Genomic DNA, 21,425 nt, shown 5'->3' on the forward strand with positions numbered 1-21,425 from the left:
CTGACCCTGTATGAAATCTCGCTCGCTATCCCGATTTCGCTCGCTTTTCGATTCGCTGCGCAGTCATTGGCGGCAGGAACGAAGCGAATCGATCGGGGTGGGCAGACTCCGTACCGATTCGCAGCCGGCCCAGCCTTGGGTTCCGCGGGTCCGCACGCTCGAACCGCGCATCGTGCTCAATGCCACTGCGGAACTCGGTGTTTTGGGAGATCTCGTTCTCTCCGGTGATGCTGCCGATGATGCCCTCGACGTGACACTCAATGGGGCGGGGCAGATCGAAATCTTTGACGCCAGTGCCACGGTGGTGCCGATCCGGATCGGCACCGACATGATGGGCAATCCCATTACCGTTGACTCGCTCGACCCGAACCAGATCACTTCGGGACGGCTACGGGCGGACCTCGGCGGCGGCAATGATTCCCTGCGAGTTGACGTCCCGGTGGGATTGAATGTCACGGTGGTCGACGGGGCTGGGAACGATTCACTCGACATCTCGCTCAACGCAGATGCCTCCGGCGAGTCCGCCAATCAATTAGACCTCGCTGCCGAGGACATTCATATCGATGGCGGCGGAGATGACATCGATCTGGCAGCAAGCCAACTGCTGGCCACGGGACCAGGTGCCCAGATTACGATTGACGATGCCCGGTCGGTGCGACTCGGAGAAGTAGCCGTTGCCGAGGGGGCCCTGAGAGTCGGTGCGGTGGGCGATCCGCTGCAGGGTGAGGTCAGCCAAGCCGCTGGGACGAGTGTTTCCGCAAGCCACCTCTGGGTTAGCGCCGAGGGCGACGTCGACCTCTCCGATGATGCCAATTCCATCGTCACCGTCGACCGTGTCCATAGTGCGGGTAGCATTGATCTGCACAGTGATGTCAGCGGCCAGCCCGATGCGACGATGACTGTGCACGACATGGTTACCACCAGCGGTGCTCTGCAGGGTGATATCAACGTCGATGTCGACGGTTCGGTGGACCTCGTGTCATCGGATCTTAGTAACGACAATGTGTTAGTAACTGAGAACGGTCAGATCTCGGTCACTGCGAGTGGGGATATTCAGGTCATGGACTTCGTCGCTGCCAATGATGCTGACGATGTGGCGACGAGCCACGAGATTATCGCTGGTGGAGACAATGGTCGATTAATGATGTCGGCTGGCAATGAGTGGGTGGCGGGTGATTCGGTTCAGATCCACGCCAGCCAGACTACCGATGGTGCGGTTCGGCTTGATGCATCGAGTTTTGTCATCGGTGATGATTTTGAGATCAATACGGGCGATGGCGTCGGGATTGCCCGTCGCTTTGCCCCACGACCGGAGCTCGATGTTGTTCCGCCGAGTGGCATCGAGCCGGTTTACCCGGGCCTGATTACGGACCCCACGGATCCAAACTATGTGAAAATCGAGACCGCATTCTACGATGTGGAATCGATTCAAACCGATACGTTGACGCAGGCGAACGAGAACGATGCGACTGGGGTATTGTCGATCGATATTGGCGCTGCCGGCGAAAATGGGCTGACTCTTTCGATTGATTGGGGCGGCCCAGCGAACCGCTTCGAACGGATAGAAAATCTCGCGGGAGATTCGACGCGTGTGGACGTCTCTCACGTCTATCTTGAATCGGATATTTTGAACTCGACACTCAATGGTCGCCCCAGCGCCACGGATCCTTTGGCGGTTCGCTTTGCTGTATCCCACCATGACTCCATCGTTTTGACCGGAGATTCGATCGTACAAACAGTGCCGCCGGACCAAGTTGTGACTGCGGGCGGCCCGACGCTACAAGATTCGGTGCCCGGGGGTGTTCTGACCTCGACGGACAATCCGCTGACGCCACAGCTCGAGAGCGGACGGGCGTTCTTTGTTATCCCCCGTGTCAACGTGCCGCTCGCGTTCCTCCCGGTACGAGATGTGATTCCCGATCCAGTCGAACCGGCGACTCCTGTGATTTTGACGTCTTCGGTGCAGCTTAACCAGGTCATGGTGGATGCGGTTGAATCATCTGCCTCACCACCCTCGATCCGCGATGAGTATTTTCAATTGCGCGTGCTATCGCCCGACCCTGACGGAGATGACTTGGTCGACCCGATTCGTCTGCCCGATAGCATCCTAGCCGAGGATCGTTTGGATGAACTTTTCTCCGAACTACCCGACGGTGCTTATGAGATTGATTACGTGATCGGTGAGAGCGATCAACGCGTGATCTTGCGTGTTGATTTGCGAAACGGGAAAGCCATCATCTCAGACGATGATGTCGGTGGTGCGCCCTTGAAGCTCGACATGCTCGAGATCCACAATGAACTCGAACCGATTGAGGTTGAGATGCTGCCTGCGACAGAGGCGGAGCATGAATCGAGATAAAAAGATCCATCAAGACGATCTGGATGCCACGCAGAACGAAATCCCTGAATCGGATCCGGATGCCACCATCGAGGACACGACAGCGTTTGAATCCAATCTGACCCAGGAGGACGTAGCCGGCAGCGATCCCAACGCGACTTTGGAGGAAACTGCGGGCAGTGATCCCAATGCCACGTTAGAAGAGATCGATGCTGCTGATCCGAATGCGACGATCGAGGTGTCGCCCCCGGCTGATTCGGCCGGCACGTATCCAGGTAGTGGCAACACGGACCACGATGCGACGATCGAAATCGGCGAGGAGCTGGATCCCAATGCGACGTTGGAAATCGACGACGGATTGGATACTGACGCGACGGTTGACCAAACTTCGGAGTTCGATCCCAACGCCACCGTGGACGCTGCCGGTGCATTTGACCCGCAGGCGACGGTCGACTCCAGTGACGATTTTTCAGTGGATCTGGGCCCGTCGCCTGTTGATGGCAGCGACCGCTCGGTGCTGGACGATTCCAATCTGGGCCAGACCATCAACCCTCGCGAGTTGTCCGATGACGAGGCGAGTTATTGGGCGGGGATTTCTGCTGAGTTCACTTCTCCGGGCGACCCAACGGTACAGCCGCCGCCAATCGATCGCACGATCGTCGAGACGCGGTTACGGATCCGCAATCAAACGGTTGCAACTCAGATCCAGGACGCCGGAGAGCCGGCCGACTACCGGCTCGTGCGATTGCTCGGACGGGGCGGAATGGGCAACGTGTTCGTTGCGCGACAGGGTTCGTTGGATCGGCTGATCGCGGTGAAAGTGATTCGTCCACTCGACGACTCCAAGCGAGAGAAACTGCAGCAGCAGGGCCAGCTCGAAGCCGTCGAGCAAGGCCGAAGGCAACAGTTCTTGACCGAAGCTGTCGTCACGGGGGACCTCGACCATCCCAATATCGTGCCGATCCATGACGTCGCGTTGACCGGCGACAGCACGTTGTTTTATTCCATGAAACGTGTCATTGGCACGCCATGGTCAGATGTGATTCAGGAGAAAACCCGGGATGAGAATCTTGAGATTCTGATCAAGGTGGCCGATGCGATTGGATTCGCCCACACGCGAGGTGTGGTGCACCGCGATATCAAACCTGAAAATGTGATGTTGGGTGATTTCGGGGTCGTCATGGTGATGGACTGGGGGATCGCCCTGGCCAAGCCGGACTTCGAGAAACTCGATTCGATCACGCCTGCCACGGGACTCGGTGGCACGCCCTCGATGATGGCGCCTGAGATGGCCACCGGGCCGCTCGAGAAAATCGGGCCGGCCGCGGATATCTACTTGCTCGGCGCGACCCTGTTCATGATCATCACGGGCAAGCCACCTCACCACGCGCCCAACGTGAGCCAGTGTTTACGCGCGGTCGCGAACAATGAAATCAGCGAGTTCGACCCCACGCACCAGGGCGAACTGATGAACATCGCTCTCAAGGCGATGGCCAGGGAGCCCGCCGATCGCTACCCCGATACGAAATCCTTTCAAGATGTTATTCGGCAATACCGTTCTCACGCTGAGAGCATCGCTCTGGGTAGCCGCGCCCAGCAAGACCTCCGGATCGCCAACGAAGAGAAGTCGTACACGCAGTACACACGCGCGCAATTCGGATTTGAAGAGGCAATTGCGTTATGGGAGGGCAACCAAGCAGCACAGGAAGGGCTCAGCGAAGCCAAAGTTGCTCACGCTGACGCCGCTTTCGAGAACGAGGATTATGATCTAGGGCTCTCGATGCTCGACGCTCAGAATCCTGAGCACCAGGAACGGATCGAGCGATTGCAGGCGGCACTCCGGCAACGGCGCCAAAGCGAAGCGAGGTTCGGCATCTTGAAGAAGGTGGCTGTGGCACTACTCGCCTTTATTTTGGTCGGTGGTTCCGTGGCGATTTATTTGATTGATCGAGAAAGCAAGATCGCCCATCGCAACGCTCTCGAGGCAATCGAGAAATCCAAGCTTGCCGAGCAACAGACTGAACTGGCTGAACGAAGAACCGCCGAGGTGGTCGAGCAACGGAATCGAGCCGACAAGAATGCCCTGCAGTCTAAACTCAATGCGGAGCGAGCGAGTCGCAACGCTGCCGAGGCGATTGCCAATGGAAAGGAGGCGGTGCAGCAGGCCGAACGAGCCGACGAGAACGCCGAGGAGGCGAGAGCCAATGCGATCGCAGCACAAGAGAATGCCGATCGAGCACAACGCAATGAACGACAAGCAATACTGGCGCAGGAAAAAGCGGAGTATGAGGCGTACGTTTCCGGAGTGGGGCTCGCCAAGGCACGGATCGACCGCAACGAGTTCACCGATGCCAGACGCTTGATCGCAGACCTGATCGGCCAACGCAGCCCGCAGGACGTTCCCTGGGAACTTCGTTACCTCTCGTCGCTCGCCAATCAATCCACCGCGTCGGTAGCCACCGCCACCGGCGTCACCAGACTGGCGGTTGCCGACCGTGCTGGTGAAACCGGTAATGCCGCCGCCTGGGTGCGGCTCGATGATGGTAGGTTGGCGACGTACGAGATCGACCCGGCTGCCGAGCAGCCGATCGTTGCCGGGACGCCAAACGCATTGGGCGTGTCCGGTGATGTGCAGGCAGCCTGTATCGCAGTCACGGCCGACAATACGCTGGCGGCGGTTGGGAGCGAGAATGGTGAAATCCTGATTATCCCCACGGGACGACTCGAATCGGGAGAACCAGCCGCAGAGGCGCCTCTTCAAAGGCTGGTCGGCCATAGTGGACCCGTTACCGCGCTGCAGTGGATGGGCAGCGAGTACCTGGTTTCCGCATCGAGCGACCGGACGGTTCGGATCTGGAACATCGAGTCTCCGAGCGACGAGGAGGTCATGTGGCACATCGCACCGGTGGTCGATCTTGCCTGCTCCCCCACCGCAGAAGGCTTTCGGATTGCTGCGGCAATTTCCGGCAAAGGTCTTGGTCGAGTCGTGTTTTGGGACGTGTCTACCGATGGCGAGCTTCGCGCCGATCGCATTGGCGTCTTTGCAGGTAACGCCACGCCTTTGACGAGTGTTGCAATCTCTCCCGACGGTCAACTCGCTGCCGCAGGAGACGTCAATGGTGAAGTCCTGTTGTGGCCAGTCTCGCAGATCCAATCGCGTGATATCGGCAACCTCGTTAAAAATGCGGTCGACAGCGTAGGCCAACCCGACCCAGAATCTCGGGAACAATCCTCCGAACAATCCGGTAGCGCCGAAAAGGTGTCCGACCCCTTTTTGGAAGCGGGACGCCTTCGCGGGCCCCCGATGGCTGGCGAAGATGTCTCCGAAATGGCGGAGCCCATGCCCGCCCACCGGTCCAATGTACGCCAGGTACGGTTTTCGGCTGATGGCCGAACCCTGCTCACCTGCGGCGATGATTACCTGATTCATCTTTGGGAAGTGATCCCAGCGGAGGCGGCGAATGAGCGTCCTCAAGGCCGTTTGCGGCGGACACTGCGTGGGCATGGCGGCGCCGTTGCAGACGCACGATTTTTATCGGCTGATGGACAAGATGTACTATCGGTCGGCGCTGATGATTCTATTCGTCTCTGGACGTCGGGGGGCGAATCCGGTCCCACCTCGTCGGCCTCCTTCCGGCCGGGCGGCGAAAACCCGGTCCCAGGCAGAGGAGCAGGACCGAGCCGAGACGGTGCGGATGCCGAGACGATGAGGCACGATCCTGTGATGACGCATGTTCACGACGACGCGATCACGTCGGCTGCGCTTTCGGCCGACGGCCAGCACGTGGTTACAGCGAGTCGTGATCGCACGGCAAAAATTTTGACCATGGATCCGGCGACCCTGCGGCTGAAAACGACCGCCGAGATGGCAACCGGTGAATCCGCAGTCGATGAGAATCGTTCGCAGATCGCGCAGGCCAAACCAATTGTTTCGCTCGACGAGGGCACCGAGTTCCGGGCTATGTCGATGCGGTTGAGCCGCGCCGCCGGACGGCTTTTTGTCGGCGGGGCCGACGCGGTGGTGCGAATTTGGGATCTGCAGCGCGGGACGGAGATGGGAACGATACCCGGCACGGGACTCAATCAGGTACTGGCTGTTTCCGCTGATTCCCGCGTAATCATGACCGGTTCGAGTTCACCGGAGGCCCGGGTGATTCTCTGGCGATTTGACCCGGCGACATCGACCGCGACGGTGCGGCACCGGCTCGGCGGACATGAGGAATCGGTAACCGCGGTAGCGATCGCTCCGAACGCGGCGACCGCTGTGACGGCCGATCGTGCAGGACGCATGATGGTGTGGGATGTGCAGTCCGGTGCGGTGATAGGCGAGCCGATCGACTTGCTGCTCGGGACACGCATCAATCATGTTGTGTTCTCTCCTGATGGGGCGAGTGTTTGGATCGCTGCCGACGACAACCAACTCTCTCGATTCAACGTTCGCTCTCGGCAGATCGTCGATCGCCTGAACCATGACGGCATGGTCACTCGTGTGGATTTGTCGGCCGACGGCCGCCGAGCAGTTACCTCCTCCGAGTTACAGAAAGTGGATGCCACTGTCCATCATGCGGTGTTGTGGCAATTGACTACTTCCGAATCGGCCGCTGTGCGGCAAACGCTCCTGACGCAGAGCATCCCCGTTGATGCGCGTACCCGATCGGGAGGACGAGCGGGTATCGCTTACGTTGCCATCGGCGAGTCAGGCGATCACGTGTTCGTGGCCGTGAATCCATCGGGTGATCAACCACGTCGTGTCGAGCAATGGCGATGCGATGATGGGGTGGGGCAAGCCGCCAAGGAGATGGTTTTGGGGTTGCCCGACCGTCTCGGTGATGTCTCATCTATCATTCCGGTCGCGGACAATGAATTGATTTCTCTGCATGGCAATTCCGCTTACCGTTGGAACACGGCCTCACGCAGTCTCGAGGTCAGCTACCGAATTCACGGATCAATCGGCGTGACAGCGTTTTCGCCGGACGGGTCGATTGTGCTAACGGGAAGCGGCAGCCTGAAAGCCTGGGATGCCCGTAGCGGCGTGGCGATGGCGAAACTCGAGTCACCGCATGCCGGATCAGTGCGTTCGATCGCTTATCGAGGCGTCGCAACACCGGCACAGTTCTTTACGGGCGGCGAAGATGGCATGATCCACGAATGGTTGTTGGACCGCGATTCTGGAACGTTTGAACAACTCGGTACGATTGCCATTGAACGCGATAGCTCGACAATGAGTACCGAGTTTCTGTTGTCGTTGACGGTTTCGCCCGCGGGCCGACAACTCCTGGCGACGACGAATCAGGGGCGAGTGATCTTGATCGATCTCGATAACGGGAAACAACGAGTTTTATTCTCGGACTCGGAGGTTGGAAGCATCCTTTCAGGCTGTTTTTCATCCGATGGACGCTTCGTGGCCGCTGCCGGTCAGGATCGATTGGCACGGATGTGGGATTTGTCCCAACGTGATCGCCCTGGTGATTCACCGGACGCAGTCTTTCAAGGGCACGCCGAAGCGATTGAAGCCGTGGATCTGATTGGTTCGGCGCCCTCGAGCGAACCCGGGCCCGGACTCCTCTCACCGTCCACGCTCCGTTTGGTTACCGCTTCGCTCGACCGTAGCGTTCGCATCTGGGACCCACGTTTCACACTGGGAGTGGCTGACGAGGAGGGGAATTCGTCACCGAGCCGGCTAGGACCGGAGGGACGAGAACTGCTCGAGCTGGTTCGCCACCGCGATGGCGTCAGCGCAGTCGATTTCAATCCTGGGGAGACCCTCATGATAACGGCAGGACGCGATGGCAACGTTGTGATCTGGCCAGCGAACGATCCGTAGTAGTCGAAATCATGTCAATCACGGATGCTTTCTCGCACAGCGACACGCGGCCACAATTTCCAGTTCTTTTTTCGCCGTGGGTTGATCTGCTCACTTTCGGCGGCAGCGCGTTGTTGGCATTAGCGATGCTGCCTCTCGGTGCAGCGATGGGGATTTTGCACGAAGACACGCCGGGGTGGACGTGGGTCGCGGCGATCCTATTGATCGATGTTGCACACGTTTACGCGACCGGCTTTCGTGTTTATTTCGACCCTGTTGAACTGCGCCGCCGGCCGTGGTTGTACGCCCTGACACCGTTGCTCGCGTTTCTCGTCGGCGCAGCGGTGTACAGTGAGAGCGTTGTGTTGTTTTGGAGTTTCCTGGCCTATCTCGCTGTCTTTCATTTCATCCGCCAACAGTACGGATGGGTGGCCCTGTATCGCTCTCGCGAGAACGATCGTGAGCCGGTGGGGTGGTGGATCGATGCGGCAGCGATCTACCTCGCGACGATCTATCCGTTGGTTTACTGGCACGCGCACCTGCCGCGTAATTTCAGTTGGTTCACCGCAGGCGACTTCGTCACACTGCCGCCGTTCACCGCCACGATTCTCCAACCCATCTACTGGCTATCGTTGGCGATATACGCTGGCCGATCGCTCTACCGCGGTCTCTCATGCGGTGCTTGGAATCCAGGGAAAGATCTCGTCGTGGTGACGACGGCGCTGTGTTGGTATATCGGGATCATCACGCTCAATTCCGACTACGCGTTCACCGTCACCAATGTGATCATCCACGGCATTCCCTACATGGTGCTGATCTATTGGTATCGCTGGCAACGCGGAGCCTCATCGATGACCTCACGTTGGCAGACGACCGTGGGCCGAGTCTCGCTGTTTCTCGGCGCGATTTGGATACTGGCCTATGCGGAGGAATTGCTATGGGATTGTGGCCTATCGCATCAACGCACATGGCTGTTTGGGTGGGCCGATCTGGGGGCCGCGGATCAAGCGGATGGGACGGGCGATCGGCTTGCAATCGGCATGTGGTTAGCCCCGCTACTCGCCGTGCCCCAGATCACGCACTATGTCCTCGATGGCTTTATCTGGAAACGCTCGGCCCGACGCAGTTCAACCGTCTCGTCGTAGACGTTGTTGCGGAACCGTGCTCGAAAAATGCATCGGCGGAGATCGTGAGATCGCTGCCCGGTCGTCTTCCACTCGAATCGGCAAGAAGTTATCCGGACAGGCCCCTGGGCCTGGCTAGTCGCTCGTTACTTCGTCTGGTTTGCCGTTGGATGGTCCAATGCTTTCTCGATGACAGTCGCCACCCGCTCGGCTTGGACGGTTCGGCCTTTGGCATTGAAGTGGACGTTCTTATGGAGTTGGAGCTCTTCCATGCGGTCTTGGCAGAGTGCGTGCAGATCATTGATCTCGATATCGTGGGACCGCATGATCTCGACGGCGAGCTCATTGTAGAGATTGGCGTCGGCAGGCAGTCGAGCCGGCTTCACGCCTGCGGGGTACCCGGTCGTGGTGGCGTATATCAACTTGGCCTCGGTGGCGCTGAGTTTTTTGACGATCTCCGTTAGGTTCTTTCGGTAGGCTTCCGGTTCCGCTTGGCGTGGATCCTGCATCGAATTAGAGGCTTGTGCCGCTCCCGCTTCCTTGACGTGTTTCAGATCGTGCAAGCCGAAGTTGAAGTGAATCACATCCCAGTCACGACCATCCAGCCAACGGTCAATCGATGCCACGCCCTTGGTCGTGCCGCTGCAGTTCTCTGGGCGTTGACCGTCGTCGGAAATCGGCCGGAACACATTGGCTTTACCCTGCAGTGTTTCTCGGACTTGCAGTGTGTAGCCAATCGAGATGGAGTCACCCAGGATCAGGACATTGGGGAGATTTGGGTCCGGTGTGAAGGCCCAATTGCCCTGTCGGACTTCGGCCGTTGACCCCGTTTCCGGTTGGGAGGGGGTGGCTTGGTCCGCAGACGTCAAAGCGGGCGTCGCGATGGTGACACAAAGCAAGAAGAGCAGGCGGGTGTAGCGGTGCATGGCTATTTCTCGGTTGAGGGAAGGGCTATTGATAGACGCGGACGTAGTCGACGAGGAGCTGTTGTGGAAAAGCTGTGGTGGCGTCTGGGGAGCCGACGAAACCGCCGCCGACGGCCAGGTTCAATAGCAAATGAAACCTCTGATCAAACGGCGCAGGGTACTCGGCCTGACTGGAATGCCACTTGGTCTCGGTGCGATAGGCGTGTCCATCGACTGACCAGACCATTTTTTCGGCTTGCCAATCCAGTGTGAAGACATGGAATTCCTCAGCAAACGTGCCGGCGGGCAGTTTGTACGATGCGCTCGAATGGGTGTTCTCGGGCCAGCTACCGCCGAAGTGCAGTGTGCCCAGCACTTCGTTGGGCGTTTGGCCGCGATACTCCATGATGTCAATCTCTCCGCTCGCCGCCCAACCGCCATATGCGTCGTCGGTGGGAAGCATCCAGATCGCTGGCCAAATTCCTTGACCGACTGGTAGCTTGGCTCGCACCTCGACGCGGCCGTAGGTCCAATCGCCACGATGTTTAGTATGGATTCGGCCCGACGAATATTCCCGCTCGGTTCCCGCGATCGCGGCGTGGTCGTGCCGCGCCTCCAGAACCAGGTTGCCGTTCTCGACGCGAACGTTCTCGGGGCGGTCGGTGTAGATTTGGAGCTCGTGGTTGCCACCACCGAATGCGTTCACGGCGACGCCCCATTTGGAATAGTCCAGCGAATCGCCATCGAACTCATCGCTCCACACCAACTCGGCTTGGGGCGTGGTGTCTTGGGCCGGTGCGAGCGCCTGGCCCATGATCAGGGTGCCCAAGGCGGTTCTCAAAATGATGGGCAGACGCTCGGTCAATCGAGTGGCCAGCTTTGATAATTTCTTCATCAACGATATCTCTGTGAGTTGGTGTGGCGGTGACAACCGCCGGTCAATCGCGTTTCGTCTAATCGATCGGTGGCGAGGACCTATCATAACTGTAGAGTATCTTGTGGCCCGCAGTACGAACCTCGGACGCTCGATCCTGCGGAAGCTGACCGTGGCGGCGTTGGTCGGTAGCACTGCCCCGACCATCTGACGAGTTCGAGCTTTGGCGGCCTTCCGATTGCGAGCCTCGCTTCAGCAGCTCGCGAATTGCTGCAGACACCTGCGGCTTGACCCGCTGAGCCCCATGTTCGGATAGATGAGCTCGGTCGTGGAACAATTGGCGCCCCGCCTTATTGAGCAAGACGATTTCGCCATCCGGGCGTTGGAACTCGGAGTTGATGCGAACCACTGCGATGCGATCCGAAGCAAGTGTTGCGAGAAACTCGTTCGTGCGATGTCGTCGACTCTCTAATTCCGCATCCTCATAAACAGGCTCGATACCGTGCTCTCGAAAGTACTGCCGTGTCGCGTTCTGAGGGAGGACAGGCGGCTGAGTGATGAGCACGATCGACGAAGAGTGTTGTAAAATTGCATCTAACGCCACCGTTAGTTTGGCTTGATCTCCATCGAGTTTCGTTGCCCACGCCGCTGCAAAAACAGTCACATCGGGCTGATAAGACTGAAGGCACTTCAGAGATTCCCGGTATTGTCGCGTCCCTGGAAAGGGCGCCCCCGCAGCGACACTGATCACATTCAAGTTCAGTTTCTCTTCTGCAGCCAGCGATTTCATCATGGTTCCGTACATGGACCCGTTGCTGTCACCCATCAACACGATACGTGGCGAGTTGCTTTCCCCAGGGAATTGGATACCACCGCTCGCGATTTCACGAACCGACGAGTCGATGTAATTGTCTTGCCGGATGGTGTAGCCTGCCCAGCCGAGCATCGCCACGCCGACTGCGAGGCCAATGAATCCAAGCGACTTCCGCTGGGGTTGGTTCAGGTAAGCACGAAACGGTTTCTCGATGAGAAAATAGGAAGCCACCGAACACGCTACCGTTAACGCGACCTTCAGACCGATGCGCACTGACGGCGTGTCCGAGAACAAGCGATAATCAACGAAGCAGTAGATCGGCCAGTGCCATAGATAAAGTGAATACGAAAGCCGACCGATACGAATCAGCCAATCGTGAGAGAGAAGCCGCTCTGTCAGTTGCTCAGGTTCATGGGCCACCCCAATCAGCAAAACGCTTCCTAGAACCGGAAACAGAGCAACGTAACCTGGAAACGGCATCGATTCGTTGATCAAACCCATTGAGAGCACGATCAAGGAAAGTCCAATTAAGGAGAGGGCATTCTTGGCTCGCAGGGATGACTGCCCCGCACGGGTAGCGGTGACAGCGAGAATTGCCCCGGCGAGCAGTTCCCAGGCCCTCGTCGGTAGCAGGTAGAAGGCCCAGGTGGGGTTCAGGGGAGTGGCGTACAGGCACGCCGCGAAGCTGCTCAGAGCGAGTATCCACAGGACCGAAAGCAACACACCTCGTGAGAATCGAAATCGCTGGGCAACCATCAGCAGCACCGGAAGAAAGATGTAGAACTGCTCTTCTACCGACAACGACCAGAAATGCAGAAAGGGCTGGCTGTCGGCGGTGACATCAAAGTAATCGCCCTGCAGCATCAGTTTGAGGTTAGCAACCGAAAGCACCGAGGCCACGGCTAATGCCCCTGCGGAAGCAAAGTCCTGGGGGCTGTAGATCCACGAAGCTGCCACGAGGATCGCCAGCGTCACGGCAAAGAGAACCGGAAAGATTCGCGAGATGCGGCGTTGATAGAATCTTGAAATCGAAAAGTGATTCGCTTCCGCCGCGCGATAGATGATTGACGTGATCAGATACCCGGAGATAACGAAGAACACGTCGACGCCTACGAAACCACCGGGCAGCAGGCATTCATCTAAATGAAAAAGCAGGACGCCCAGGACAGCGATCGCGCGCATCCCGTCGATCGAAGGGCGGTATCGAATACCGGACAAACGCAGCTCCATCGACGGGGAAACGCGGGTAAACAAGAAAGATAATGACGCGCCGCACCAACGAACAACTGCCAGAGAGAATTTCCCCCTGGCAGTGATGTTCAGCGAGTCGTGTGGGCAATCGGCCGTTTAGAACTGGCCACTGTTCTGCTGCTGCATCTGCTGAGCTTGTGCTTGGCGGATGGCGCCACCGATCGCACGCAGCAGTCCGTCACGCAGAACAACCCGCGTCGATTGACCGTTGTCGATTGGCTCACTGACGGCTCGCAGCGTCCCGGGATCATCGGCGCGGCTGAGTGCGTCAATCATGCTCGAGATCCCATCATTGGCTTCTACCGACTGGGTGTACTGTAGAATCGGCATCAGGTTGATTTCAAAACGAGCCAATTCCGTAGCTGCTGAGGCGGACGGCGTGGCTGCCGAATCGATCAGCTCCTTCATCAAAGGCACGCTCTGGTCGCCCAGTGCGACGTAAACAGCTTTGTCTGCGGTACCAATGTGGACCCGCACCGTATCGCCAAAAATCTTGCGTACTTCGTCGTCTTTCTCAGGGACATCGGCGGCGATCAAGTGCATCTTGACACCGTTGTAAGTCTCCCGGTCAAACTCGAAGCGAGGCGCGTCGCTGTGGCCTTCAGCCTTGCTAGCGATGTCTTGAAGGATCGCAGCAGCTTCGGCACCATCGGCGACATAGCCCCCCATGACAAATTTCATCGAACCGGCGTCGGTCAGCAGCACAGCGCCGGCGTCCACCTTGCCGTCTTGGTAGGTCGCGAGCACCAATTCGGCGATCCGGTTGACCACTTCGGTCGCGTTTTTGGCTTCTGTCTCATCGAGCTTGTCCGACTTCTGGAAAGCTTGACCGACCATCTTCAGCATGCTGTCGACACCGGCACTGGCATCTTCAACCGCTTGGGGGCTAATCGACGAGGCAAAATGGAAGTATCCGGCGGCATCGTCACGCACCACCATTGAGAATGCGGATGGAATCGGTTTTTGGTCGGCGTACATTGCCGCCAGCTTGGTGCCGGGCAGAGCCGTGAACGAACCGTCCAAGACGATGCGTTTGCCCGCCGAATCAATATCGATGCCGAACATCACGTCATCGGTTTGACTGATCATCTGCTCGAGTTGATCCATCGACTGTTGGGCGTATTGGCGGGTCGATTCAGCATCTTCTCCCTGCTGTTGGCTCATCGCTTGGTCGAACCCTTGCCGGATCTGTGCGACCAGGGCTTCGCGGACCGAGTTGGGGATCTGCTGCATGTCCAGGCGAACTGCCAAATCATAGTCGGCTCCCATCTGAGCGATGACACTCGACGGGTCGGCGGGAGCTTGATCGAGCACACGGCGATTGCGTGCGAGCACTGCCCAATTTCCAACCTGACGGATGAAAATCGTGTTGGCTCCGACAGCAACGACGAGGGTGCCATCGTCGAGCTCATCGGCGGGGCCGGTTTTGTCTTCGAGGCGTTTGAGTACTGTCTTGACGTCCGCGGTGGGGATCAAGGCGATGGGTTCGGGAGCACCGTCCACCAACGGGACGAGCACACCAACCGGCTGGCTCGTGTCGATGCCCTGCGTGAACGTGCCCGCCATCATCGCGAACATGCCACCCACCTGCGGTTGACCCAAGGCGCCAGTGAGGTAGTTGAGGTCCTGGGTCATCTGGTTGACGCTACCAACGGTCACGACAACGACCGGGTCGGTCACTGCGGGGGCGGCAACAGTCTCACCGGCCGAGATCGGCTGCTTATCCTGAGCCGACACGCTGCGAAGCGGCAGCTGTGCCGTCGCAAAGGTCGACAGAGCGACGACAGCCACTGCGGCTGAGCGAGAAAATCGGGAGGGGGCAAAAATGCAACTCACAAATACATCCTTCGGTGTGTTGTACTGACGGGAGAGAGCGATCATCGATACACGGGGCCACAAGATTTGACAAGCCGCGTCCAGATCGCTCAACACCCTCATTACCCCCACAAGCCGGGCAAAGTTTCAGTAAAAGGGGCAAAATGCGAGATTTCTTTGCGAAACTTAGTCTTCGTCCGTTTCCTCCTCGTCGGCGAGCTCAGGAAACTGGATTTCCCGTTCAATGCGCACGATCATCAACCGAATCATTCTCGCCTCGCGCTGGGTCACGGACAGTTCCTGCCGCAATCGATGCAGCCGCTTTTCGGGCGTCGAGCGAAACAGACGGGCTGACACATCGAGTAGAACGAGGGCGCGAAACGCTCTCAAAACGGTTCCACGCAGCCGGTAGGCTCGCGCCAATTTCGTCAGCTGAGGCACTTTGGCCAGCTTCGCCAGCCGTGTTCCCCGGACTGCCTGGAGCGACCGCAGAAACGAGAAAAACGGTAGCACGATGATCGCTAAGTCGATCCAGTGACGGCGGAGATAGTCGAATTTTTTCTCCGCGATCGAGATCATTAAGATGAATTCCGCGGCGAATGCAAACCAAATCACGCCCGTCCCAATGTGCAGGGCAACCCGCAGCCAAGCATACCGAGCGACTTGGTCTTTCAGCAGAAACTCGACGACCAGTACCGGGACAATCAACATCGCGATCCCAATCATCGGGACGCTAAAGGACTGCTCCAAACGCCTTCGCAATCGTCGGTCGGGACGCTGCCAAGACCATCTGGGCAGCCACAACCGATCCCCCATCTCGGCGCTCCGGGCACACATCCGAAGCGAGGGGCTGATGCAAAATATCAACGAATACGCGTGCATCGGCGCCGTGGCCCAGGTTTTCGGCCGAATCATCCAGTGGTAGACGGATTCGAGGAGAACGATCGGCCAAATCAGACACATCGCGATCACCGCCGCCCCCTCCAACATCAACTGGGCCGGAGAGGTCGGACCGAGCAAGGCTCGGTGAAGCGTCTCGATTTGGTGCTGGTCGGGGTCGATCGATGGGGGGCTGGGGGAGGGGGTTGGGTTGGAGGGGGTGAGGGGGGCTTGCTCGCTGGGGGCGTGCTCGCGACGGGCGGAGTCGTCGGTCGACAATTCGCCGTCGGTCGCTGATGGGTTGGTGGGGTTAGTGGCTGCGGCCAGTGATTTTTCCCGCAGCGTGGGAACATCGACCCACATCACGATCAATACGGCCTGGCAGACGAGGAACACGACCGCCAGCACAAACATTAGCGGAGCGGTCCAGATCGCGATGCGTCGATGCAGCATCGGCACGGGGTGTGATGCGTTATTCACGACTCACCGTTCCGAAACTCGCGCCAATCTGTTGTACTCTCTCTCATGAAAACTAACTTACACTTTGAATGCGTCAGTGGCATCAGTGGTGACATGACGTTGGCGGCGCTCTTTGACCTGGGGGTTTCCCCCCAACTCGTTCGCGACGGTCTGGCTTCGCTCGATGTGGCGGATTTAAAACTGCACGTCGACGACATCCAAAAATGCGGCTTTCGAGCCAAGTCCATTCGCGTTGAGCATCCCGAGCAACACGCCCATCGTCATCTCCATCACATCGAAGCCATGATCGGCTCGTCGGCGGGGATTACGGACTCAGCAAAAGAGCTTGCGTTGCGGATTTTTCGCTGCATTGGCGAGGCCGAAGCTAAAGTCCACGGCTGTGACCTGCAGAAGGTCCATTTCCACGAAGTCGGGGCCGTCGATTCGATCGCCGATATCGTGGGGGTCGCGATCGCGATCGACTCACTCGGGATCGACTCGGTGTCGTCCTCGCCAATCCCAACCGGCACGGGGTCGATCGTCATCGATCATGGACGTGTCGCGATTCCAGCGCCAGCGACCGCCGAACTCTTGATCGGGGTGCCGCTGATGCACAGCGACATCGAATCGGAGCTCACAACCCCGACCGGCGCCGCCATCATCAAAACCCTCTCGTCCACATTCGGCCCCTCCCCAGCGATGATAGCGCGACGGGTTGGCTATGGCGCCGGAACACGTGACCTGCCCGGTCAAGCCAATGTGCTGCGCATCACTCTCGGCGAACTCACCGAATCGACCGCGACATCGCGGCACGTCCAGACGGACCGAGTCACCCTGCTGGAAACCAATATTGACGACGCGACGGCCGAACAGATGGCCGCTGCGACGGCGCGCTTGTTCGCCGCCGGTGCGATCGATGTCTGGCAAACCCCGTGTGTGATGAAGAAGGGGAGATTGGCGGGCATCGTGTCAGTTCTTTGCGACGATTCCGATGTGGTGGCGATGCAGAATTTGTTGTTCCATCACACGTCCACGATCGGTATCCGCCGGCAGACGCTCGATCGAGCCAAACTCGCCCGGCAAGCAGTTCAGATCGAAACAACTCATGGTGCCGCCCAAGGCAAAGTCGTGACATTGCCCGACGGTTCCCAGCGGTTCTCACTCGAAGATGCCGAGGCCTGCCGACTCGCCGATCAAAGCGGCGCATCGACTCGGGAGATCCACGACGACGCCCTGCGATGTTGGCACAGTCAGAAGAGTTAAAGCAGCTGCGCACCTTCAGGGCCGCTTCGAGCGAACGTCGCTAGAAAGGCTTTGATCCTTTCTCGCCTCTTCACCTGCGGCCGCGTACCGTTCGCGTGCCAGCCGATTCGGATGGGCAGATTGCTGGGGATCTGATGCGTAGCAAACTCGCTAGCGAAGTGTTAAGTTTCTTCCTGCGCGGCTTCCTCGCCATCGGTCCTGCGTCAACAGAATTTCGTGGCCACACCACAAAACTAGCCATTGATCGAGCGACACTCAGTGGCCAGCGGTCTCTCATTGTTCGGTTATTGGAAGCTCATGTTAACCCGTATCCACGGCAGTCGATTGATCGATCCTGAGCGATCTGTTGACGGGACGACAGCTGGTATCTCGCCCCCGTCGGATTTGTGGATGCGAGATGGTCGTCTTTTGGACGCACCGGAGCAGCCTGTCACGCCGGACCTGGACATCGACGCGACCGGTTGCCTGAGCATGGCGGGCGGGATCGATTTGCATACACATATCGGGGGCGGCAAGGTTTCGTTGGCGCGGATGCTGTTGCGAGACCAGATGCCTCCATGGCGAGGGGCGCAGCCGACGGATTCCTCCGATCCCGCTGATTGCCGGTTCCTGCCTTCGGCGAGTACGACGGCCTCGCGGTATCTCGACATGGGATACACGACTTGCCTCGAACCCGCCGTGATCCCCTGCAACGCGCGTGCGGCGCATGCGGAGATGGCGGACGTCCGCGGGATCGATACAGGCGGCTACTGCCTACTCGGCAATGATGACGTGCTGTTGCAGTTGATCGCCGAAAAATCGCCGCAAGAGACCATCAACGCCTACGTGGCTTGGATGGTGATGGCGACCCGCTGTATCGCGGTCAAAGTCGTCAACCCAGGTGGGATTCATGCGTTCAAATTCAACCATCGATCATTGGATGTTGACACCCCGCACCCGTGCAGCGGTGTCACGCCGGGGCAAATTGTGCGCGTGTTGTGCCGGGCGGTGCACGAGATCGGCTTGGCCCATCCGCTGCACGTCCACTGCAGCAATCTTGGCGTGCCCGGTAATATTGCCTCCACGCTCGCCACGATTGAGGCCGCCGATGGATACCCGATTCATTTGACGCACGCGCAGTTTCATTGCTACGGCAAGGATGGCCCCTACCAGTTCTCGTCGGCCGCTTCGGCGCTAGTCGAGGCAATGGGTAAGCACTCCAACGTGACCATTGATGTTGGCCAGGTGCAGTTTGGTCAAACGGTCACGATCAGTGCCGATTCCATGCACCAACACGTCAACTCCGCCCACGCCAAGCCGCGTAAGTCGGTGTTGGTGGATGTGGAATGCGAAGCGGGGTGCGGTGTCGTTCCGTTTCGATATCGGCGGCGGGAGTTTGTGCATTCGCTGCAGTGGGCGATCGGACTCGAATTGTTCCTGATGGTTGATGATCCGTCACGAGTCTTTTTGACGACCGACCATCCCAACGGCGGTCCCTTCACCGCCTACCCCCATTTGCTCGGTCTGCTCGCCGACCGCACGCTGCGAGAAACAGCCCTGGCTGAAATTCACCCGGAGGCGGCTGCCGCCAGTTCGCTGGCAGGAATCTCGCGTGAGTACTCACTCTCGGATATCGCGATGATGACGCGAAACGCTCCAGCCCGTATTTTGGGGCTATCTGATCGAGGGACATTGGCCCCCGGTTGTGTTGCCGATGTGGTGGTGTACCGCCAACAGGCAAGCATCGAGAAAATGTTCGCGGTCCCCGAGCTGGTCTTCAAATCGGGGGAATTGATTCGCCGCTGCGGCGCCGCCGTAGAGCCCACAGGTTCCCCGCAGCTCGATTGCACACTCGCGGCGGATGCGCAGGCGATCGGCAGCCGGGTCGCCTCCAAACAACTCACTGATTTTCGCAAACGATATGCTCAGAACGGCACCTTCGCACTGGATCGCTTGTGGATCAGCGATGCGGAGCTGGAAGACGTGCTCGGCAGTCGGTTGCGAAATACTGGGATGCAGGGCGAGACGTCGACGGTCCACGGGGGGGCCGCATCGTGACCGATTCAAGAAAACTCACCGGCGATACCGCAGGAGACTGGGCCATCGGTTCATCGCTGCGAATTGCTGGCGTGCCAATTCACGCCACGTTTGCGGAAGCTTTCGACATGAAGATGACGCGGTTGATCGTGACAGCTGCTGACCGGCAGTGGTGTGAGGCGGCGGCCGCGGCGATGGTAGGGTTTGGAACGAGCGTGATTGCCTGCGGTGTTGAGATCGCCGTCGAACGGGAGCTCGCGCCGCAGGAGACACCCGATGGGCGGCCGGGCGTGGCAATTTTAGCGTTTGCCGTCTCGGGGAAAGAACTCGAAGAACAGATCCCGCGCCGCGCCGGTCAGTGCATTTTGACGTGTCCCACAACGGCCCTCTACGCCGGCTTAATCGGAGGCCCATCGGTGTACCCGAAACGTGTGCCGCTGGGCAAGACGCTGCGTTATTTCGGTGATGGCAATCAGATCAGCAAACAGATTTGGTCTACCGGTTTGGGTGAGGGGGAGCCCACCGAGACCGAAGCGACGCGTTATTGGCGGGTTCCGGTGATGGATGGAGAATTCGTGTGTGAGCACGATTGCGGACGGACCGAGGCGATCGGCGGTGGTAACTTCATCCTGCTCGGCCGGTCCATCGAGACTGTCGTGACCGCGTGCCGCGCGGCGGTTGCGGCGATCGCGCCGCTGTCCGGCGTGATCACGCCGTTCCCGGGCGGTGCGACTCGCAGTGGTTCCAAGGTGGGGTCGAAGTACGCTTCTCTATTCGCATCGACCAACGAAGGATTTTGTCCTTCGCTGCGCGAGCTGACCAAGACAGAACTGCCCTCGGGAACGAAGGCCGTGCTTGAAATTGTCCTCGATGGAGCGAGTTTCGACGCGATCGCCGAGGCGATCGCAGCGGGCGTGGTCGCGGCTTGTGAAGCGGTCGGCGGCGATGGATTGACGGGCATCACAGCGGGCAACTACGGAGGCAAACTCGGCCGCCACCACTTTCACCTTCATGACCTCATGACGGGGAGGGAAGCATGAAGGCGATTTCACTTCGGTTGCGAACCGGCACCACCGAATCGATTGATATTTCGAGCCTGCGGCTTGAGGACTTGGTGGAGAGGACCCCGGATCAGATATCACACCTCGTGATTCGGGTCGACTCGCTCTCCGTGCAGTTGGGTGAAATCTTTGAATTGGAATCCCAGACGACGGGGGATTCCCATCCGACTTTGGTTCTCAAAGGAGACTGTCGGCGAGTCCATCATCTCGGCCATCAACATCGCGTTGGGCGGATCATGGTGGAAGCGGATATCGGTGACCACTGCGGCGCCTGCATGAGTGGTGGTTCGATCCGGATCGCTGGAAACGCAGGCCGATATCTGGCGGCGCCAACGGGCTCGCGAAAGGGTGGCATGGACGGCGGGCAGATTGTCGTCGGCGGCAGTGCAGGGGATTTTGCTGGGTCTCGAATGCGACGAGGCGAGATTTGGATCGCTGGCGATGCGGGGGCGAAAGTCGCGGCGTGGCAGGTGGCGGGCACGATCGGTGTTGGCGGCGTCGTCGGCAATCACGTGGGCTATGGCATGCGGCGTGGCACATTGATACTCGCCGCCGCGACGAGGTTGCCGGAGTTTCGCTTCACGACGCCGATCGAACTCGCAACACCCTTTCTCGCTCTGCGTCTGCACAACTCGGCGTTGCGATCGATCTGGCCGCCAGCCCGCCCCGAGACGGGACTAACGCAGTGGTTCACCAGTCGCGGGGACCGCAGTATCGGTGGCATCGGCGAAGTCTGGCACCCATTGCCACCCCCCAATTGATTTTTCTCAGATTGATCTTGGTGGGGGATTGGCAAATCAGTAGACTGCCGGCGTGATACCCA

12 protein-coding genes are annotated in these 21,425 nt (G+C 58.9%); 7 read left to right on the forward strand and 5 right to left on the reverse strand.

Annotated elements, in window-relative coordinates; all coding sequences use genetic code 11:
- Positions 1-10: 10 nt before the first annotated feature.
- Genes CA85_RS17315 through CA85_RS17325 form a run of 3 tightly spaced genes read left to right on the forward strand, consistent with a single transcriptional unit; the run spans position 11 to position 9,286 of the window.
- A complete protein-coding gene (locus CA85_RS17315) occupies positions 11-2,359 on the forward strand; it encodes a DUF342 domain-containing protein (protein ID WP_146392634.1) in 2,349 nt (782 codons plus the stop codon).
- Positions 2,346-8,162 carry a protein kinase domain-containing protein gene (locus CA85_RS17320; RefSeq protein ID WP_246112907.1) on the forward strand — a complete coding sequence of 1,939 codons (5,817 nt, stop codon included), beginning with the start codon at positions 2,346-2,348 and terminating at the stop codon, positions 8,160-8,162. Before CA85_RS17315 ends, CA85_RS17320 begins: the two co-directional genes overlap by 14 nt.
- Before the next feature lie 11 nt (positions 8,163-8,173).
- On the forward strand, positions 8,174-9,286 hold the full coding sequence (locus CA85_RS17325; protein ID WP_146392635.1) for a hypothetical protein: 1,113 nt from the start codon (positions 8,174-8,176) through the stop codon (positions 9,284-9,286).
- Between the two features lie 125 nt (positions 9,287-9,411).
- Here CA85_RS17325 and CA85_RS17330 read toward each other — a convergent pair whose 3' ends face one another.
- The 5 genes from CA85_RS17330 to CA85_RS17350 all read right to left on the reverse strand — a co-directional run bounded on the left by CA85_RS17330 (position 9,412) and on the right by CA85_RS17350 (position 16,283).
- A complete protein-coding gene (locus CA85_RS17330) occupies positions 9,412-10,191 on the reverse strand; it encodes an SGNH/GDSL hydrolase family protein (RefSeq protein ID WP_146392636.1) in 780 nt (259 codons plus the stop codon).
- Positions 10,192-10,216: 25 nt separating this feature from the next.
- On the reverse strand, positions 10,217-11,065 hold the full coding sequence (locus CA85_RS17335) for a glycoside hydrolase family 16 protein (protein WP_186775015.1): 849 nt from the start codon (positions 11,063-11,065) through the stop codon (positions 10,217-10,219).
- A gap of 58 nt (positions 11,066-11,123) precedes the next feature.
- Complete coding sequence (locus CA85_RS17340; RefSeq protein ID WP_186775016.1) at positions 11,124-13,076, reverse strand: acyltransferase family protein; 1,953 nt, start codon at positions 13,074-13,076, stop codon at positions 11,124-11,126.
- 129 nt (positions 13,077-13,205) lie between these two features.
- Entirely contained in the window at positions 13,206-14,945 is a 1,740-nt protein-coding gene (locus tag CA85_RS17345; RefSeq protein ID WP_246112908.1) for a hypothetical protein, read from the reverse strand.
- A 165-nt stretch (positions 14,946-15,110) separates the two neighbouring features.
- Entirely contained in the window at positions 15,111-16,283 is a 1,173-nt protein-coding gene (locus tag CA85_RS17350; protein WP_186775017.1) for a potassium channel protein, read from the reverse strand.
- Positions 16,284-16,328: 45 nt separating this feature from the next.
- On the opposite strand from CA85_RS17350, the gene larC reads away from it, so the two are divergent.
- The 4 genes from larC (at position 16,329) to CA85_RS17370 (ending at position 21,363) form a co-directional block, all read left to right on the forward strand.
- Positions 16,329-17,525 (forward strand): nickel pincer cofactor biosynthesis protein LarC, encoded by a 1,197-nt coding sequence (gene larC, locus CA85_RS17355; protein WP_146392639.1) that lies wholly within the window; start codon positions 16,329-16,331, stop codon positions 17,523-17,525.
- A 297-nt stretch (positions 17,526-17,822) separates the two neighbouring features.
- Positions 17,823-19,562, forward strand: a complete 1,740-nt coding sequence (locus CA85_RS17360) for a formylmethanofuran dehydrogenase subunit A (protein ID WP_146392640.1) — start codon at positions 17,823-17,825, stop codon at positions 19,560-19,562.
- Entirely contained in the window at positions 19,559-20,581 is a 1,023-nt protein-coding gene (gene fhcD, locus CA85_RS17365; RefSeq protein WP_391564894.1) for a formylmethanofuran--tetrahydromethanopterin N-formyltransferase, read from the forward strand. The genes CA85_RS17360 and fhcD overlap by 4 nt, the downstream gene beginning before the upstream one ends.
- Positions 20,578-21,363, forward strand: a complete 786-nt coding sequence (locus CA85_RS17370) for a formylmethanofuran dehydrogenase subunit C (protein WP_146392641.1) — start codon at positions 20,578-20,580, stop codon at positions 21,361-21,363. The genes fhcD and CA85_RS17370 overlap by 4 nt, the downstream gene beginning before the upstream one ends.
- Positions 21,364-21,425: the final 62 nt, after the last annotated feature.

Origin of the sequence: Allorhodopirellula solitaria, from assembly GCF_007859855.1 — a bacterium.
GTDB classification, from domain to species: domain Bacteria; phylum Planctomycetota; class Planctomycetia; order Pirellulales; family Pirellulaceae; genus Rhodopirellula; species Rhodopirellula solitaria.

Excerpts from the sequence above, each read along its gene's own strand:
- CA85_RS17315 (WP_146392634.1), top strand. The coding sequence starts at position 11 with ATGAAATCTCGCTCGCTATCCCGATTTCGCTCGCTTTTCGATTCGCTG.
- CA85_RS17320 (WP_246112907.1), top strand. The coding sequence starts at position 2,346 with ATGAATCGAGATAAAAAGATCCATCAAGACGATCTGGATGCCACGCAG.
- CA85_RS17325 (WP_146392635.1), top strand. The coding sequence starts at position 8,174 with ATGTCAATCACGGATGCTTTCTCGCACAGCGACACGCGGCCACAATTT.
- CA85_RS17330 (WP_146392636.1), bottom strand. The coding sequence starts at position 10,191 with ATGCACCGCTACACCCGCCTGCTCTTCTTGCTTTGTGTCACCATCGCG.
- CA85_RS17335 (WP_186775015.1), bottom strand. The coding sequence starts at position 11,065 with ATGAAGAAATTATCAAAGCTGGCCACTCGATTGACCGAGCGTCTGCCC.
- larC (WP_146392639.1), top strand. The coding sequence starts at position 16,329 with ATGAAAACTAACTTACACTTTGAATGCGTCAGTGGCATCAGTGGTGAC.
- CA85_RS17360 (WP_146392640.1), top strand. The coding sequence starts at position 17,823 with ATGTTAACCCGTATCCACGGCAGTCGATTGATCGATCCTGAGCGATCT.
- CA85_RS17370 (WP_146392641.1), top strand. The coding sequence starts at position 20,578 with ATGAAGGCGATTTCACTTCGGTTGCGAACCGGCACCACCGAATCGATT.